This window comes from Leptolyngbya boryana PCC 6306, assembly GCF_000353285.1.
Taxonomy (GTDB): domain Bacteria; phylum Cyanobacteriota; class Cyanobacteriia; order Leptolyngbyales; family Leptolyngbyaceae; genus Leptolyngbya; species Leptolyngbya boryana.
Genome location: NZ_KB731324.1, coordinates 1,381,963 through 1,398,864 on the forward strand (window position 1 = coordinate 1,381,963; position 16,902 = coordinate 1,398,864).

At 49.1% G+C, this 16,902-nt stretch carries 24 protein-coding genes and 1 tRNA gene; 6 read left to right on the forward strand and 19 right to left on the reverse strand.

What is annotated here, in order from left to right; translation table 11 throughout:
* Window positions 1-252 precede the first annotated feature (252 nt).
* A complete protein-coding gene (locus LEPBO_RS39805) occupies window positions 253-2,910 on the forward strand; it encodes a DUF4912 domain-containing protein (protein ID WP_017286756.1) in 2,658 nt (885 codons plus the stop codon).
* A gap of 106 nt (window positions 2,911-3,016) precedes the next feature.
* Window positions 3,017-4,822 carry a signal peptide peptidase SppA gene (sppA, locus tag LEPBO_RS0106620; RefSeq protein WP_017286757.1) on the forward strand — a complete coding sequence of 602 codons (1,806 nt, stop codon included), beginning with the start codon at window positions 3,017-3,019 and terminating at the stop codon, window positions 4,820-4,822.
* A 68-nt stretch (window positions 4,823-4,890) separates the two neighbouring features.
* On the opposite strand, the gene LEPBO_RS0106625 is transcribed toward sppA, so the two are convergent.
* A complete protein-coding gene (locus tag LEPBO_RS0106625) occupies window positions 4,891-5,106 on the reverse strand; it encodes a hypothetical protein (RefSeq protein ID WP_017286758.1) in 216 nt (71 codons plus the stop codon).
* Between the two features lie 174 nt (window positions 5,107-5,280).
* Here LEPBO_RS0106625 and LEPBO_RS0106630 point away from each other — a divergent pair.
* The 4 genes from LEPBO_RS0106630 to LEPBO_RS42205 all read left to right on the forward strand — a co-directional run bounded on the left by LEPBO_RS0106630 (window position 5,281) and on the right by LEPBO_RS42205 (window position 7,423).
* A tRNA-Val gene (locus LEPBO_RS0106630) sits at window positions 5,281-5,352 on the forward strand.
* A 153-nt stretch (window positions 5,353-5,505) separates the two neighbouring features.
* Entirely contained in the window at window positions 5,506-6,570 is a 1,065-nt protein-coding gene (locus LEPBO_RS0106635; protein WP_017286759.1) for a tyrosine-type recombinase/integrase, read from the forward strand.
* A 34-nt stretch (window positions 6,571-6,604) separates the two neighbouring features.
* Window positions 6,605-6,832, forward strand: coding sequence for a hypothetical protein (locus LEPBO_RS0106640; protein WP_017286760.1), 228 nt, complete (start codon window positions 6,605-6,607; stop codon window positions 6,830-6,832).
* 402 nt (window positions 6,833-7,234) lie between these two features.
* A complete protein-coding gene (locus LEPBO_RS42205) occupies window positions 7,235-7,423 on the forward strand; it encodes a hypothetical protein (protein ID WP_144056153.1) in 189 nt (62 codons plus the stop codon).
* On the opposite strand, the gene LEPBO_RS0106645 is transcribed toward LEPBO_RS42205, so the two are convergent.
* From LEPBO_RS0106645 to LEPBO_RS0106735, 18 genes are all read right to left on the reverse strand, one after another.
* Window positions 7,420-7,731 (reverse strand): helix-turn-helix domain-containing protein, encoded by a 312-nt coding sequence (locus LEPBO_RS0106645; protein WP_017286761.1) that lies wholly within the window; start codon window positions 7,729-7,731, stop codon window positions 7,420-7,422. The two genes, LEPBO_RS42205 and LEPBO_RS0106645, sit on opposite strands and share 4 nt — an antisense overlap.
* Window positions 7,728-8,336 (reverse strand): DUF3310 domain-containing protein, encoded by a 609-nt coding sequence (locus tag LEPBO_RS45020; protein WP_017286762.1) that lies wholly within the window; start codon window positions 8,334-8,336, stop codon window positions 7,728-7,730. The genes LEPBO_RS0106645 and LEPBO_RS45020 overlap by 4 nt, the downstream gene beginning before the upstream one ends.
* 143 nt (window positions 8,337-8,479) lie before the next feature.
* A complete protein-coding gene (locus LEPBO_RS42210; protein ID WP_144056154.1) occupies window positions 8,480-8,671 on the reverse strand; it encodes a hypothetical protein in 192 nt (63 codons plus the stop codon).
* Between the two features lie 2 nt (window positions 8,672-8,673).
* Window positions 8,674-9,327, reverse strand: coding sequence for an alpha-ketoglutarate-dependent dioxygenase AlkB (locus tag LEPBO_RS0106655; protein ID WP_017286763.1), 654 nt, complete (start codon window positions 9,325-9,327; stop codon window positions 8,674-8,676).
* Window positions 9,324-9,683, reverse strand: coding sequence for a hypothetical protein (locus LEPBO_RS0106660; protein ID WP_017286764.1), 360 nt, complete (start codon window positions 9,681-9,683; stop codon window positions 9,324-9,326). Before LEPBO_RS0106660 ends, LEPBO_RS0106655 begins: the two co-directional genes overlap by 4 nt.
* On the reverse strand, window positions 9,680-10,414 hold the full coding sequence (locus tag LEPBO_RS0106665) for an ASCH domain-containing protein (RefSeq protein WP_017286765.1): 735 nt from the start codon (window positions 10,412-10,414) through the stop codon (window positions 9,680-9,682). Before LEPBO_RS0106665 ends, LEPBO_RS0106660 begins: the two co-directional genes overlap by 4 nt.
* Window positions 10,414-10,689 carry a hypothetical protein gene (locus tag LEPBO_RS0106670; RefSeq protein ID WP_017286766.1) on the reverse strand — a complete coding sequence of 92 codons (276 nt, stop codon included), beginning with the start codon at window positions 10,687-10,689 and terminating at the stop codon, window positions 10,414-10,416. The genes LEPBO_RS0106665 and LEPBO_RS0106670 overlap by 1 nt, the downstream gene beginning before the upstream one ends.
* Window positions 10,686-11,051: a hypothetical protein gene (locus LEPBO_RS0106675; RefSeq protein ID WP_026148463.1), complete on the reverse strand. Its 366-nt coding sequence runs from the start codon at window positions 11,049-11,051 to the stop codon at window positions 10,686-10,688. Before LEPBO_RS0106675 ends, LEPBO_RS0106670 begins: the two co-directional genes overlap by 4 nt.
* A gap of 108 nt (window positions 11,052-11,159) precedes the next feature.
* A complete protein-coding gene (locus tag LEPBO_RS0106685) occupies window positions 11,160-11,405 on the reverse strand; it encodes a hypothetical protein (RefSeq protein ID WP_017286768.1) in 246 nt (81 codons plus the stop codon).
* Entirely contained in the window at window positions 11,402-11,941 is a 540-nt protein-coding gene (locus tag LEPBO_RS0106690; RefSeq protein ID WP_017286769.1) for a hypothetical protein, read from the reverse strand. The genes LEPBO_RS0106685 and LEPBO_RS0106690 overlap by 4 nt, the downstream gene beginning before the upstream one ends.
* On the reverse strand, window positions 11,938-12,474 hold the full coding sequence (locus LEPBO_RS0106695) for a hypothetical protein (protein ID WP_017286770.1): 537 nt from the start codon (window positions 12,472-12,474) through the stop codon (window positions 11,938-11,940). Before LEPBO_RS0106695 ends, LEPBO_RS0106690 begins: the two co-directional genes overlap by 4 nt.
* Window positions 12,471-13,112 (reverse strand): hypothetical protein, encoded by a 642-nt coding sequence (locus LEPBO_RS0106700; protein WP_017286771.1) that lies wholly within the window; start codon window positions 13,110-13,112, stop codon window positions 12,471-12,473. Before LEPBO_RS0106700 ends, LEPBO_RS0106695 begins: the two co-directional genes overlap by 4 nt.
* Window positions 13,105-13,755, reverse strand: a complete 651-nt coding sequence (locus LEPBO_RS0106705) for a hypothetical protein (RefSeq protein WP_017286772.1) — start codon at window positions 13,753-13,755, stop codon at window positions 13,105-13,107. The genes LEPBO_RS0106700 and LEPBO_RS0106705 overlap by 8 nt, the downstream gene beginning before the upstream one ends.
* Before the next feature lie 2 nt (window positions 13,756-13,757).
* Window positions 13,758-14,147, reverse strand: coding sequence for a hypothetical protein (locus LEPBO_RS0106710; RefSeq protein WP_017286773.1), 390 nt, complete (start codon window positions 14,145-14,147; stop codon window positions 13,758-13,760).
* A gap of 117 nt (window positions 14,148-14,264) precedes the next feature.
* A complete protein-coding gene (locus LEPBO_RS0106720; protein WP_017286775.1) occupies window positions 14,265-14,921 on the reverse strand; it encodes a hypothetical protein in 657 nt (218 codons plus the stop codon).
* 73 nt (window positions 14,922-14,994) lie between these two features.
* Complete coding sequence (locus tag LEPBO_RS0106725) at window positions 14,995-15,765, reverse strand: DNA cytosine methyltransferase (protein WP_017286776.1); 771 nt, start codon at window positions 15,763-15,765, stop codon at window positions 14,995-14,997.
* Complete coding sequence (locus LEPBO_RS0106730; RefSeq protein WP_017286777.1) at window positions 15,755-16,561, reverse strand: J domain-containing protein; 807 nt, start codon at window positions 16,559-16,561, stop codon at window positions 15,755-15,757. Before LEPBO_RS0106730 ends, LEPBO_RS0106725 begins: the two co-directional genes overlap by 11 nt.
* On the reverse strand, window positions 16,561-16,773 hold the full coding sequence (locus LEPBO_RS0106735) for a DUF2811 domain-containing protein (protein WP_017286778.1): 213 nt from the start codon (window positions 16,771-16,773) through the stop codon (window positions 16,561-16,563). The genes LEPBO_RS0106730 and LEPBO_RS0106735 overlap by 1 nt, the downstream gene beginning before the upstream one ends.
* Between the last annotated feature and the right edge of the window lie 129 nt (window positions 16,774-16,902).

A 16,902-nucleotide genomic window follows, 5' to 3' on the forward strand; every position in this document is an offset into this window, starting at 1 on the left:
ACTGATTGATATTTTGAACGCCCCAATCTTCCCATATTCATCCAACCATTAATAAACTCTTAACAGCGGATCAAAACGATTAAATTCATCCTATGGTGATCAATACGCGAATCTAATGGTATGAATTGATATGAATTCGGACGTTCTCAGGTTCGATTCAGGGTTCGATTCAGAGCCGTTCGTATCCAGTTGCACTTGTCTTTATGGGCTGCAACGGTGTAAAAAAGTTTTTGCTCCCACAGGTAAAAAAGTATGGTGCATAAAAAATATTCCTCCGCAGTCGGCTTTGCACTTCTCTTGACCACCACCGTCGCAGAAGTACAACTGGTTCGAGCACAACAATTTCCCACCTTCCAACTTCCGGCTTCCGTGAAAGCGGGCACCAATGTCCGAATCGATGGCTCAACCAGCATGGCAGCGGTCAACGATGTTTTGAAGAAAGGATTCGAGCAGAGATTTCAAGGCACGAAAGTTAACGTTGCGGCTAACGGAGTTCCCGAAGGCATCAAAGCCGTTGTTGAAGGAAAAGTGGATCTCGCAGCGATCGGGCGACCGCTCAACGAGCAAGAAAAAGCGCAAGGCTTAACGGCTGTACCCGTGGGACGAGACAAAATTGCGATTTTGGTCGGTGCAGACAACCCCTTCGCAAAAAGCATCACGATTACCCAATTTGCCAAAATGTTTCGCGGCGAAATCAAAAATTGGTCAGAAGTGGGTGGATCTTCTGCCCCAGTGAAGTTTGTAGATCGACCGGATTCTAGCGACACCCGCGAAGCGTTCAAAAGCTATCCTGTCTTCAGACAAGGGAATTTTGCAACAGGCGCAACGGTTGAGAAACTGAACGAAGATACGACGAAAGCAGTTGTCTCTAGACTGGGCAACACTGGTATCGGCTACGTGACGGCGAATCAAACGAAAGGTTTGGCGGGCGCGAAGGCAATAGCCTTGGATAATGTCGCCCCAACTGATCCTCGCTATCCCTTCTCGCAAGCGCTTTACTACGTTTATAAAGGTGAACCGAACGATGCCGTGAAAGCCTTTTTAGGATTTGCGACGGCTCCAGTCGGACAAAAAACGCTCACCCAATCCGGAGTCGCGGATGCGATCGCGCTGAGTGCTGCCGCTCCAGCTTCAGGCAAGAAAGTAGAGGCTAAACCTGAGGCAAAAGCACCGACCAAAGCAGGTACAGACGATAAAAAAGCCCCAGTTGCAACTGAAAAGAACGCAGCAGGCACAGCGGGAACCACAGCTACCTCTCCAAGCGGCAATAACGCTCAAGATGGAACCTCGCAAACTGGAGACGGCAATCCTTTAGCATTCTTGTTCCCAAGTAGCGATACAGCCGGGGCGAATGGCGCAGGAGCAGGCACAGGGGGCTTACCGAACTGGCTCTGGTGGCTCCTCCCAATTGGTTCTGGTGCAACCCTGCTCTGGATGCTCGCTCGCAGTCGTCGCGGTCCAGTCGATGCAGGTGCAACAGGTAGCTTTAATGCTCCTGGCTATGCCGCCGGAGATTTACCAGAACGCGACGATACGTTCAGCGCCCCTTATGTAGAAGGTGGGTTTGATCCGCTCCACGGCGATCGCAATGGCTCCGCAGCGGTTGATGCCCCTGAATTCGGGACTGGGCTAGGTGTCGATGCCAATGCAGACGCAAATTTCGTCGGAGATGCGACTCGGGCAGGTCAAGATGGATTCGGGGATTGGGGCAATCTTGGAGGCGCTGCGATCGCGGGAGGAACTGCGATCGCGGGAGGAACTGCGATCGCGGGAGGCGCCGCCGCTTGGTCAACCTTTGGTAATCGGGGTCAGCAGAGCCGAGTCGTGCTCAAATCGCGTAGCCCTCAAGAAGTTGAGGCATTTTGGGATCTTCCGAGCGAGGAGCGTCAGGCAATGCGTCAGCAGGGGGGCGAGAAGCTAGCGCTCCGGCTGTACGATGTCACCGATATCGACTTGGAAAATCAGCCTGCTCACAGTGTTCAACAATTTGATTGTGATGAATTAACCCAACGTCAACGCTTGCCGATCGCACTCCCTGATCGCGATTATCTCGCTGAAATTGGCTATCTCACTCCAGAAGGTCAATGGTTGGGATTAGCTCGATCGACCCATGTACGCGTTCCGGCAACTTCGAGTTCTAATTTCCTGGGCAATATAGCGAACGCGGGTAGTACAGCAGTGGCAGGCGGAGCCGCAGCTGCAACAGGTGCAGTCGATTCTGCAAAATCTTTCTTGTCAGGCGATCGCGATGATGCGTCTACTGAATTGCCTGAAGCAGAACCTTCTAACTCGCCGAATTGGTTCCAACGAATTACGAATCGAGCCGGGGAGACTGCTAGCGATACTGCTCAAACGGGGGTGAATACTTTTGCAGGAGGCGCAGCAACTGCAGGAGCCGCAGCAGCCGGAGCAGGAGCCGCAGCTTGGTCATTCTTATCGGGTCAACGCAAAGACTCGCAAGACGCTGCTGTCACTGAACCGAATCAGTTTGTCACGGGCGAGACAGCGATCGATTCCTATGAATTTGATCCCGATCTCGTGGATACCAATGTGTTTGTCTCAGGTGAACCGAATTCATTCACGACAAGCATCAGTGAAGGGCGTTTGGTGTTGACTCCTCGAAATTCTCGATGGGCTTATGCGTCCTGGGATATTCCTCGATCGTTGCGTTCTCGACTGGATATCAGTTCTGGTGAGAATCTGGTCTTGCGGCTGTACGATGTGACAGATGCAGGAACGCAATTGCCTGCTCGCTATGAGGAACATGACATCGACGATATGGCATTGAGCTGTGATGTGCCGATTTCGCAAGGCGATCGCACTTATATGGCTGAGATTGGCTATGTGAATGCAAATCAGGAGTGGACGAGTCTGGTGCGATCGCTGCCAGCGTATGTTCCAGAAAATTAGGGAGATAGGGGGATAGAGAGATATCTCCACTCCCCCGCCTTCCAACTGATTCTGCAAAAACAGATGTAGCATGGAAAAGCGACTTCTTCCCAGGCTTCTCTAACGTATGCGTGACTTTCTGAAACACACCCTCGCCACTGTACTTGGTTTGTTTATTTTTCTAGGTATCAGCGTGGGTGGGCTTTTACTGCTACTCATCTCGATTTCGATGATGGCGGCTCGTGATTCGGCTCCGACGGTGCGAGACAAATCTGTCTTAGTGTTTGATCTTTCGCAGACAATTACGGATGCGCCTGCTAGTGCTAGTACTCGGGATGTTCTCAATGATGCGATCGCTGGAAATCGTCCCAATGTGATTGGGTTGCGATCGGTGTTAGATGCGATCCATGAGGCAGCAAAAGACGATCGGATTGTCGGGCTATATCTGAATGGGGGCAACAATCCGAATACGACAGGTTATGCAACGTTAAGAGAAGTCCGTTCCGCTCTAGAGCGCTTCAAACAGAGCGGCAAACGAATCTATGCGTATGATGTCGATTGGCAGGAACGCGAATATTATTTAGGCTCTACCGCAGATACGATCGCCATGAATCCGATCGGTGGGCTGGAAATGAATGGATTAAGTTCTGAGGGCGTGTTTTTTGCTCAGGCTCTCCAACGGTTTGGGGTGGGTGTGCAGGTGACGCGGGTCGGTAAATATAAATCGGCGGTTGAGCCATTTTTGCAGAATCGTCGCAGTCCGGCAGATCGCCAACAAACTCAGAAGCTATTAAGTGACATTTGGACTGAGATCTTAGGTACAACGAGCAAAGCTAGAAAGCTGACTCCTCGACAACTGCAAGCAATCACAAATCGCGCCGGGCTGTTAGACCCTCAAGAAGCCGTCAAACAGAAATTAGTCGATCGAGTCGCGTATTTCGATGAAGTGATTGCAGACCTGAAGAAGATTACGGGTCAAGACGATGATACCAAGTCGTTTCGACAAATTAGCGTAAGAAATTATGCACGAGTTGCAGAGAGCAACCGCAATGATCGATCCAGTCGCAATCAAATCGCCGTTGTTTATGCTGAAGGCGAAATTGTCAATGGGCAAGGTGCGACTGGGCAAATCGGAGGCGATCGCTTAGCGAGACAACTGCGAGAATTACGGTTAGATGACGATGTGAAAGCTGTCGTGCTGAGAGTCAATAGTCCAGGTGGCAGTGCGACCGCTTCAGAGATTATTCAGCGTGAGGCAATTTTGACCAATCAGGTCAAACCTGTGATTGTTTCGATGGGCAATGTTGCCGCATCGGGTGGATATTGGATTTCTACCTATGCGAGTGAGATTTTTGCAGAGCCAACGACGATTACAGGGTCGATTGGCGTTTTTGGCAGAATTCTCAATGTGCAGCAACTTGCGAATCGCAATGGAATTACTTGGGATGTCGTCAAAACGGGTCGATTTGCGGATGCTCAAACCGTTTCTCGTCCGAAAACCCCTCAAGAGCTAGCCCTGATTCAAAAGAGTGTCGATCGTATTTATGATCAGTTTCTCACCAAGGTTTCAGCTTCTCGCAAGTTGCAAAAGTCCAAGGTGGCAGAAATTGCTCAAGGTCGGGTTTGGTCAGGGATTCAGGCGAAGCAATTGGGCTTAGTTGATCAATTGGGTGGGTTGCAAGACGCAATTCGAGCCGCAGCCGAGCGAGCCAACCTTGGGGAAGATTGGCAAATTGAAGAATTTCCAAAACCGCGATCGTTTGAAGAGCGCTTGCTCGAAAGTTTGATGGGTTCGAGCATTGAAGAATCTACCGCGATCGATCCGCTCACCAGCGAGATGAAAAAGTTCCAAGCCGAGCTAGAAAGCCTGAAATCGATGAATGATCCTCAAAACGTTTACTTGCGATTACCCGTGGATTTATTCATCAAATAAATCTGAAATAAAAAAGTCAGAGCATTCGTGCTCTGACTACATTGAAGCGTTTATCGATGGAAGCCCAGTTAGAAAAACATTTGCCGAGAAGCGAACTTCTCAAAATCTGCTTGGGTTTGATGGAGTAACTGCTCCCGATGATCCGGAGTGTTGGTCAGTCGGGGAACGAGATTCCGAGCTTGTAACGCCATATGAAGTTGAAGATGAGCGACGTATTCACTGAAGTCCTCTTGAGCAGCGACTTGAGAGGGCAAGTGTGCCGATTGCTGAGTGCGCGAATCCAAAACGTATTCTCCCTATCAAACTCACGACAGATGTTTAGCTTACAAACTGATTATTCCAGCAAGTCCCCAAATTGCGCCATACTTCTTTAAAGTTGTTTACGTTTCACATTGGATTTGCGGATAAAAAATTAGGACTAGACAAGCCGAGAGAAGTTTGCTACTGTAAATAACTGCGGGCGATTAACTCAGTGGTAGAGTGCATCCTTGACAGGGATGAAGTCACTGGTTCGAATCCAGTATCGCCCATATCCCTTGAAAACACTGTGATTCAGACACCTCAGCACTTTGACGGTTGCTGATTTGTGTTTTTAGAGGATTTTCACTGCGGCAGTAGACGGCAGGAAATGGCACAAAACGGCATAAAATTACTGAAATTGAGTACGAATTGAGTACTGAAAAATGCCGCGAAATTCAAAGGGAACGGTTGCGATCGAGAAGATTGGAAATCGCTTTCGCCTGCGGTGGCGATGGGACGGCAAGCAAGAGACACTCGCGATCGGCCCTGCAACAAAATCGTATGAGATTTTGGCAAAGAAAGTCGCCCATCAGATTGAGCATGACATTTTTGTCGGAACTTACGATCGCACAAAAGCCCGCTACGGAAAAGAGCAGCCGAAGAAGTCGATTTTAGATGTTTGGGACGAATTCACCGCAGCTCGCCAGATGGCGCATGACGTGAAATACAAAAATGTGCGATCGCATTTGAGCCGATGGGAGCGAACTGTGGTCGAAGATGTTGATTCGCTGGACGCGAAGAATTTTTTAGACGAGATTGGAGGAAAAGCGTCAACGCGGCGATCGTATTTGAATCTACTGATTGCCTGTTGGGAGTGGCTTAACGTCGAGGAAAATCCTTGGAAAACAGTAAAGTTGCCGAAGGCAGAATCGCCCAGCCCTGACCCGTTCTCTCAAGAGGAGGTCGATAAGATTCTGAAGCAGTTCGAGGGCAGTTATTACCTGAATTTCGTCAAGGGATTGCTCGGCACGGGTACGCGCCCCAATGAACTGACTCCGGTGACTTGGGGCGATGTGAGATGGCAACAGAGACATCTCTGCATTGACAAATCTTGGGATAATCGCCGCCATCAAATCAAGACCACAAAGACGGGCAAAACTCGCACCGTGCCACTCTCTGAAGCGATGGTGAAATTCTTGCAGAAAATAAAACCCCAGAACACGATCGAGGATGATTTAATTTTTCCGGCTCCGATGGGCGGCTACATCGATACGGATAATTTTCGGGAGCGACACTGGAAACCTTCACTACTTGCCGCTGGCGTGCGATATCGCTCCACTTACAAAAATCGCCATTCAGTTTGGAGTCATGCGATCGCGCTCGGAATGCCGATCGCAGAAGCCGCGAAATACGCGGGCAATTCCCCGAAAACAATGGTTCAGCACTACCTTGGATCAGTGAGTAAGTCTCAGATGCCTGATTTGTTAGGGGGAGAGGATTTAGAATAGTTGGGCGATCGCGTTTAACTAATCACAGCAAAAGATGCAAAACTTTCCTAAACCCGGATCGGTTTGGTTCAACAACCGACAACAGAAAAACTATATCGTTCTTGGTGTTGTTTCTCCCTGTGCTGAAATCGATGATTGGGAAGTGCTATATCGAGATGAAGATTGGGCAGAAGGACAGTACAGACGCAGACCGCTTGACGAATGGCATGGAACAAATCGAGACGGGCTACCTAGATTTGTTGTCGTGACGCAGGCGCAATGATGTAGGAATAGCGATCGCATTTAGGAAAGTGGCGGGAAAATACAACCGCACAAATTAAGCTTTACAACAAGCGGAAGCTTTATAGGGTGGTAGTCTTGCAGGCGCACAAATTCTTTGTGTAACCAGTCTCCTTACATTGTGAGGAGTTATGTGAGGAGACACATGCTTAGGCAATTTCTTCAATGTCTGTCCTATCAAGTTTGGTGGATTCGGAATAATTGGGAGCTTGCGATCGTCCTGTTTATTCTGTACATTTACATCCTGTCTTAGTCACATGCACTGGAAACAAGCCAAGTTTGGAACAGCAGTAAAGATTAAGGGCGTAACTCATTACCGTGGTCATGTGTACCGATGCGGGATATTGAGACGTAAGGCACTGGTGAATGTGAATGGATGGTATGAATGGTTTCCACTATCCGACCTAGAGAAGCTGAATTAGCGATCGCACGGCTCTACCTCAGAGCAAGCCGGATCAGTCTTAGCTTCGTTAGCGTGTCCCGCGCACAGTCCAACCACACCCCATGGGTACATCGCCCAATATTCGATTTTGCGATCGCACCCGCAACGATCGCACTCATCTTCCCGTTCTAACCTCTCAGCCATCGCTTAACATCCTTGTTTTGCACTTCTGTTAGTCCGCGCGTTTCGATGTAGCGCTCAACTCGTTCTCTAATCCAAAGACGCGATCGATTACTTCCAGTAAAATGCGCGCCCTGGACTAACTCACCATCGGAGATGAGTTTTCGCAACTGTCGATCGCTGCATCGCAATAGCTCACAAACCTCGGCATCGCTGATGTACTGCGATGTAGAGCTAGCACCATCGATCAGCACGCCCAATCGCCTTGTAAGTGCAGCATCAACAATCCGTTCAATTTCGATTCGTTGTTCTGGGGTCATGGCTGTTCCTGAATCCAATCGCGAAATTCTGACCAAAGCCTGATATCGCAGTCCATTCCGATGCTGCTGTAGTCTCCACTCTTTTCAGCCTGTTTGAATGCGTAGTGGATATCCTTAGCGATATCCACGCGATCGTTCTCAGAGATAAACTGCCAGTGTCGCTTAGCGAATGCAACGATCGTAGATGGCATGTAGGTTTTGCGCCCCATGCAGTATCGCAGGGCACAGACAACCGTTGCGCCGAAGTCTGGATCAGAGCCAATCTCCTTCGGTGGGGTTGCTCCAAGTTTGCGAAAAGCTCTAATCAGCACGTCAATCATGAAGATTGCGGTTCGACAGCGATCTTGAGCCTCACGATCGGCTTGGATACACACTCTCGCGAGATACCACTTTGCTTTTTCTAGATCTTCGATCGCGCTTCCTTTCTGTCCGCATCGCCAGAGATACTTGACTGCATTACCCAGGTTAAACCCGAAGTTCAGTTGCTCGATCGCGTCGATACACTCACCTTCTAGCTGCTCAGGCGTTACCCCCAGAACCATTAATGTATTGCAGCACTGACGCGATGCACCTTGATAGTGCGGGGGATGATCAATTTTCTGCATTTGATTGCTCCATGCTATTGATACTGTTAACTAACTGCCACCAAGAAGTGCTACAAAGCTTCTCCCAACAGAGTTGACAGTGAAGACCGTCTAGACCGTCTGCGACTTCGCCGCATTCGCATTGTGTAGGGGGTAATGAATGATTAATCGTCTGCATTCGTTTTCTCCTCTGCTGGTAGTAGCTGACCGTGTAATGGACAGTCGGAGTTGAAAACGAAGAGTCCGGGCTGCATGAAATATCCCTTGCCGTGACTATTATCGAGCACGGGACATCGGCAGCCAAGATTTAGGGCTTCATTGCTTCCTGGATTGGGTGTAGGTCGATCGTTGCTCATTGCTACCTCTTTGTATGAACTAATGCTTGTCGAATCGTGAGGCTAACTCTGCCTGCTTTGTCGAGGTTGAGATCGATCGGGCGAGTATCAGGCAAAATTTTATGAACTTCGTGCCACGCTAGGCGCGATCGACCACTCATGATCAGCACATCGCCGCTTCTTAGCTCTAACTCGTGAGATCCTGAAACCTGCTTTTCGTCATTTAGTCGGAAGATTGCGCTATCCCCGATCGAGAAAGTTACGATCGGGCTTCCAACTGCGATCAGATCCGGATGCTCAGATTTGTCCTGATGCCAACCTAGACTGGAATCAGGCGGAAACCAGTTGACGATGCCCGTGTCAGGTTCGTAAGGGTGATAGCTGATTCGAGCATCTAGCAACGCTTTTCGCGTGATATCAATCACTTCTTGCGGTAAAGGTCGGTATGGCTCTTGTATGAAATAAAGATAGGGCTTCCAAGCATAGCCCAAGCAGGCTATTGGGTGCTTCATTGGTGTTCCGTTAGGCATTTCTGGGGTGTACCATCGCCCATCCGTTGCAACGCGAATCAGATTGAGCAGTGCATTTTGCTGAGGAATGGTGAGCCAGTTCGGGATATGCACGGTTCCTGGTAGAGGTGAAGTCACTTCACGCGGCATCAAATCAAGCTGATTCATTGATTTGCCTCCAAACACACCACATAGGCATTAAGAAGCGCGATCGCTAATTCTTGGTTGCGATACTCCAGATAGTTCTCGAAAGTCATATTGCTTAGTGCTGACGAAGGCACAACTTTTGCGCTCCATCCAGCCGCTGAGTTAAAGATTTTGCATCGCCAGTCTCGATTGTCGATCGATGCTTGCACCGCTCTTTGCAATGCGGCTGCATCGTAAGCACCAAGCTCGATTGAAACCGCGCTGAAGTTGATAATCCAAGGATTCAGAAATACGTTGAGCAGTTCAGCGCTGTTCGGGTAAATCTCGCACCGATCTGGCTCTAGTTCTGCCCACTTCCTGAGTAATTCAACAATCACTTTGTCACCTCCTCAATCCTTGAGAAACTCACAACCCATACCCACGGATTGCTAGACCACGGATGCTTTGCCCCGTTAATCGAATCCCAGAGCTTTTCAAATGCTGGAGCTGGGCGAAGGCTCCACCCATCGTTCCAATCGAATGGTGGAACACCTTCGGCTTTGGCATCCTCTTCAGATATGTCCTGTAATCGCTCGATTCGGATGTTGGTAATTTCGAGTGTGATACGTGACGCTGCACGAGGCATAAAGATAGACGCTCTCCACTTCAGTGGCTTTTCTAAAATGAAGTCACCAGAATCAGTTGTAGGATTACCAGCGCCAACACACTCACGAGACATTTTTGCCCATACAACCTCTGCATCATCTCCCCATACGTCAGAGGGGTTTATTTCTTTTACGTCATCACCTTCCTTGTATTGGATCATCATCCATTCAAAATCACTTCCCCAACTACGAGGTCGCCACGTCTCCCTCACCCAAAGACGATCGCCCTTAGAACCGTATGGGCAGTAATCAAAAATTTGATGTAGGCAGCTATCCGTAAGCGGAATAACTCTATCTTTCTTCGGCTCCCACACTAACTGTCCATTACCGATAGGTTGTCCATTACCCAGCAGCCCTAATCGCGGCTGCGGTTTAACAATCCGTCGCGTTTGTGTTTTCGAGCCGCTCAAAATTGCTCGAACCATTTCACCACTAAACAGAATGGGTCTTTCAAGTGCTGGCATCACTCCACCTCCTCAATCCAAATCCGAATCTCAGACGCGCAATCCAACTCATTTGCGTCGATTTGCCGCGAGACACATCGATAAACTATCTCGCCTTTGAGTCGAACAAAATCCCCAGCAACAGGAATTGCGAAGTACGGAAAGTAGAATTCTCCGATAAATCGATCTTCTGGTAATTGATTGACTGCGATCGCGACTTTTAGCAACTGATCAATGTGGCGTAATCCGCTATCCATTGAGGATGCGATGTGTTCACCATGTCTTAGAGTGCTCATTGTCTTACCTCTACAGGAATTCCGCATCTTTCAGAGATACCTGCTAACACTTGCAATCGATCGCCGCTCTTAAACTTCAGCCGATCCATTTCAGCAATCAGCTTCTCAACTTCTCGATCGAGCATCTCGCTTTGTTCTTCAGTGATAGTGACGGCAGGGATAAGATAGCGCTTAGTTTCGGTACTGCGGGCTATCGTGACTGCGAAGGGCTTGCTTTGAACAACACCTTTTGCAGGTGCTTTGAGCATTTTGACGAAGGCTAAGACTTCGGCTTCTAAATGCTTCGGAACTACGACTTTTGCGATTTCAGGAGTAGGTTTCGGTGCTTCTGGCAGGTCAAATAGTGCAAGCTGGTTAGTCATAGCGATCGCGCCTCCGTTGATCGTCTTTTTCCAATTCACGATCGACCGATAGAAGGAGTCGAGCGATCGCTATGATGCTGAGAATTACGAGAAACAGAATGATGAAGTTCACGATTGCGCCTCCCCTGAAACCCGAAATTTTGGGGCATAAGCCCAAACCGTGATAGGTAAGGAATAGTCGATTAGCTCTACATTTTTGCCTTGGTGTAACATCTGAGCGAAACCACTGTGAAAATCCTTATCCACTCTTAAAAGAACGGGAAGCAGACGACCGGGAGAAAAAGCAACAATGAAACTCCCTTGAGCTGGTGTTTCACTACCTAACTTCCACTCTTCGGTAAGCTCTAGGTTCATTGCGATTCGCCCTCCTCGGCATCAAAATCAACTGGTGTCCAGAGCGTTTCGACTCCGCGCATTTCTCGAAATTCCTGAATAATTGCGTCAATCATTGCGGGTTCTAGCTGCATTTCTTCCAGCAGAAAGCCGCACAGAAACGCCTCGGCTTCGACAGAGAACGCCATTTCGATGAGTTTTGCTCCGTGATGCTTCACGGTATCTGGTCGTAAGTGCTCACCTCCGATGCTAAGTGTCGTGCTCGGAAGCTTTGAGCTTTCGCGCTTTTGTCGAAACAGTCGCAGCAGTACCATCGCTTCTTCAATCGACCGACCGAGTTTTGTTGTTGCCCATTCAACAATCTGAGCATCGATCGTCGCGACAGTAGCGGCGCAAATAATTCCGACTGCATGAGCGATCGCTTCGTCTGGGGTGAGCTTTCCTGATTCTTTACCCCACCGCAACGTGACATAGGGAGAGCGATCTTGATGAGAAACGATCGACTCAATCAGTAGGTCATCGTTGCGCTGTTCTTTGCCGAATCCTTTTCCGCTCATGATTCTTCCTCGATCGCGATTAATGTTCCGTCGATGTCCCATCGAACATTCGGATAGTTTGAATGGCTGGTAAGTTTGCCGCGATAGGGACAATCAAAATCGCAGTCCTCTGAGCCTGCATAATTGCAACCAAATCCCGGAACAAAGCCGCAGTCGAATTCCTCTTCGCCTTCACCTGGCTCGAATTCGTCTTCCGGGCTTCCTACATCGGTTAGCATCGCCATCATTTTTGGATCGATCGTTGTAAACGAGCTAAACCATGCGCACTTGAGCGGCAAGCCTTCTCGGATGTAGACGATCGTTTCCTCAACTGATTCTGATTCAGGTTTCCATTGCTCGTAAAGCATCTCAGCCAATCCCTGAATCTGCTCGTCTGTGAGGAATTGAGCGTCCACCACGTAACAAAATGGCATTCCTTCTTCGCGTGGGATAATCGGAATCGGAGAGACGATCGGGACTTTGCGATCGGGGAACAGATGATTGAAGGGTGTTTTCGCGCTGAGTGTCGCCCAGGTCTTGAATTCTTGGGTCACGCTGCTACCTCCTGATGCAAAGTCAAAATCTGCTCGTATCCTGCTGCATTGCGCTTTGCGACTTCAATTTTTTGCTGCAATCCAGCGATTTCAAGTTCAAGCCGATCGACTTCTGCAATCCAGTGATTTCGATGCTCATGCAAGAACTCGATCGCGACTTCACTGCTGATTGGCTGTGTTTCTGGGGGATTCGATCGCAGTGCTTCGAGTTCTTCTTTCAGTTCCTTGTTCTGACGCTCTAGTACGGCGTTTGCGCGTTGCAGTGAGTTGATTTGCTGCTTCATTTTCCAAGCTTCTGGCTCTTCTGTTGTGACTGCTGCTTCTGGCTCCATTCCTTCCACTTCCTTTGGAATAACTTTCCCGCGAAACTTCCAGGCTTCTTGTTCTTCTGTCGTGACTGTTGCTTCTGGCTCCATCGCTTTCATCTCCTCTTTTGGAACGATTTTTCCGCGAAACTTTGCTCCGTCAAATCCGCTTTCTGAACTGGCTTGCTTGGCTCGATCGAGTAAGTCGGGTGTGCGGTATAGCAGGTTTTGATCAATACCTGAAACCTTGACGATCTGATTGACTGAGAACGGTTTATTGAGCGCGGTTAGTTCGTCGATCGCGCTTTCGAGAATTGAAGAATACTCAGACATCGCCTAACCTCCGCTTAATTGATTCGATTTGCTTGGTTAGCTTGTCGTGCTGCTTGCGATTTGCATATAGCGCTCTTGCTGCAAGGTGTTTGGGTGAATTTTCCTTGCCGATGTATTTCGTCTTGAGTTTTGCTGATGGATTCCGCTGACTCGCGAAAGTCGGAGTGCTAGCGACCCATTTCGCTTGTCGCCAGTTTCGTTTGTGGACTTTCTCGACTTCGATCCATGTGCCTGGTTCAGCGAGTCCAGCGCGGATTAAGCGATCGCATTCTTGCTCTAAAACTGCGAGCTGATCATGCAAATCAATCAAACGATTCACGGGCATCTGAGTGCTATGAGTGCGATCGTTCAACTTGTACTCGACCGTAACCGTTCCCGAAATGTGGCAGGGTGCGCGGTGAATTTCAGGTGTGCGATCTGCGATCGAGCTTGCAGCCACTTGTGTAGTGCCTTGCACAATCCGCCCGCAGATCTCCGAGCCGTTACTATGCTTGAATTTAACTGTCTTTCCCCCAGAACATTGTGAGCTATCCCCCAGAACGCGATCGAGGTCGAATTCAAGTGCTTCAAAGCTTGTTTGATGTTCTGAGGGAGAAGCTTTGAGGTCGTTTCGGGGCGGGGTGATTGTCGCTTGCATCGTCATGTCTAAGCACTCCATAACGTGTATTTGTGTGTGGATGGGCAATAGCTTGAAATCTTGGTTTGCTGCCCGTCTCGGATCAGTACATGAGCGATTCCCGTGTATTGATAGGTTCTGAAAGTTAATGCCTCTAACCAAACCAGATTTTCTGGCTCCAGGAATGCCGATCGACGACTGCCGTGATCAAACGCAATCACCGAGTGGATGATCGGTGGGTATTCCTGCTCTTCCTGGTAATCCAGGTAAATTGCGACTCCTTCTAACCATCCTTTGATTTCCACTGGAAGAACCGCTTTGAGCGTTCTTAGCCGAAGCTTTGCGGTATCGCCAGGCGAATCAATCATGCTTCGAGCAATGCTTGCCCTTAGCTCCTGCTGCAAGTCAAGTTCTGCCATGCTCTCTCTCCCATGTTTGCTCTAGTTGCTTTCGAGCTTTTTCTATTCCCTGCTGTTGGTAGTACTCCAGCACGTTGAACCCCACTGCCAGTGAGAGCGAGAAAACAGTAAGAAGAATCAAAATCTCAAACATTGCGCCTCCCAAGCATCAAAGATTTGCCGATAGAATTCGGCGATTTCGCGGGTTAGTCGATCGCTCTCTCGCTTCACCCACCTCGATCGAGCTTCAATCACGTCGAGGTAGGTCATGTTTGAATATCTCGGTATTTGTTGAGGGAGATTGCACCCGCTAAATCGCTCTTGCATCTGCTTGGCATGTCGAATCTTTGTCTCTAGCCAACGAACGGAAGCTGGTTTCGTTCGTTGATCGAGGATGTTTTCCGAACTCACTAAGATTTGCACCTGCGTGTGAGGTAAGGGATCTCGCACAATGCGATCGACCATCCAGCCGTTATTAAGCTTTGAAGAAACTGCCCACCATTGGTCGGGATAGCCCGCGACTAATACCCTGTCCCCGATTTCCACCTCGATGAGCGTCTTCGGTGCTAATTCCACAGCTTGAGATGGGCGCTCAGATTCAGGAACAGGTTCAAGCTGCTCGATGCTCATTCCCCAGTTCTTGCCGTCGATCGTGACCGTGACGGCTGACTCTGTGAGGAAGTTCAAGATCGTGCCTGTCTTTCCAATCAAGTCTTCGGGCAGGCATCCGACCGATACGACTCGTACTGATTGAGCGATCGCGAGATGGATTGCAGATGTCGATGGCTTCGACATATTTTCAGAACGTGTCGATGATTCGGGATTTTTTCGACATATCGGCTCGTCTACTACTGGGGTATCGAAGAGACTAAGCTGCATACCATTCACCTCCAGGTACGAATAGAGCAACCTTCAAAACCGTTTCAGCCATGACCGGCGGAACTGAGTTTCCTAGTGCGTGAAGTCGGAATCTGTCCATTTCGGAGGGAAGCCCATCAACCATTCGACGAATTCCGGGTGGGGGAAATGCGAAAACTCTGCTGCTGTGACCTCTAACAAATTCGACCCCATCTGCCCGTCTTTTAGGAATCTGCGCTTGTACCTCTTGGCGAGAGAATCGACGGAGAACTTGAGTCTGATTGAGTCTGAGGCGGTTGGCGTAGCCCACAAGGAAACACCGATTTCTGAGATGCCAGAGTCCACAATCTTTAGCTGATAGGTCAATGCGGTACGCTTTGAAATCGCGCTTTTCCAGTTCTCGTCGAGCAGTTTCATCCCATCGTCGGTTTTGTGTTGGGGGTACGTTTTCAAGGACGACGATTTCGGGTTGGGCTTCTTCGAGGATACGGAACACCTCGTAGAGAAGCCCCGATCTTTTACCTTGCAAGCCTTTACCTTTGGGATTAGCGGTGCTGTTGTCTTGACAGGGATATCCGGCGGTAATGATGCCGAAAATTCCAGTTCGAGTTGCGAATGTTCGAGCATCGTCGTGAATTGGAATTTCTGGGAAATGCTTCTGAAGCACGGTTTGACAATGGCGATCGCGCTCCACAAACTGTTTTGTGTTGATGTTGAGTGAGCGAGCAGCTAAGGTGAAACCGCCGATTCCCGAAAATAAATCGAGGTGATTAAGCTGCATCGCTCACCTCCTTCGCGGGCGGCAAGTAAAACACCCAAGGAACCGACTCACCGAACTCTAGGCAAAAGTACTTTCTTGCCCAAATCTCGGACATAGTTTTATTTGGAGCGATCGCGATGAGATGTTCTCGATATCTTTGGCGAGTCTCTGCGATACTGATTCCACTGCCTAATAGCGGCGGATAGACGCAGTTCAAGAACCATCCGGGCATCGGTTCGCAGTACTCGCGGGTGAAGTTCTCAATGCAGGTCGAATAGTTTAATCCGTATCGATTCGCATTGTTGTATTGATGTGCTGGATTGATTAATCCGCGATCGCACATTGCTTTCCACTGCTTACGGAAAATCCCTTCCCACTTTTGAAGATTTTCGAGTAGGTAAGCATCCCATCGTTCTGAACTACCGGATTGCTTGTGCAGCATCGTGTTCAGTAGGTCATACGCCCGCTTGATTTCGATAAATTGAGCATCTTCGCCGCCCACATCGGAGTGAGTTGCTTTTGCGGCTGTACGATAGCAAGTCTTCAGGTCTAGTAAGTCGAAGTTCTCAGGCAGATTGAGCAGTGCGATCGCATCCTGGACGCTCATCGCTTTTTCAGTTGCCTTGACAATGCAATATTGCCAGAACACTACGCCGGACGTGTTGAGCAGGTTATCGAGTCCGATTTTCTCGATCGCGACTCGCTCCGGAGCAACTTCAAACCATTTACAGACAAGTTTTTTCGCTTGGGCTTTGGTTTTGGCTTCCCCCAGAACGCGATCAGGATAGTCTTCGGGACGAGCAAGGATGGGAAACACTAGCTTGCCTCCATCAAGTCATCGGGGATTTTGAACAGCGAATCGAGATAGATACGCGAGATTGCTCGATCGCTTTGCTGATTTTCAGTGCGGTTTTGTAGCAGGAACAGTGATACGGCTGAGTCAAAAACTCGCTTTCTATCCCAGTCCGATCGCAGAGCTAGAAACGCCTCGATTCCTGCTTCTAGCTCTGGGGAAAGTGCGTCGATCATGATGCTTGCTTCCTCCGGAATGGAACGATTTTGCCGTTGCGAAGTTGCTTTCTAAGCTCGCGGATTTCTTCTACAGCGCTCTTGTCTCGGCAATAGCGCAAAGGTTGACGCTTGGGGAGTTGGGGAAGT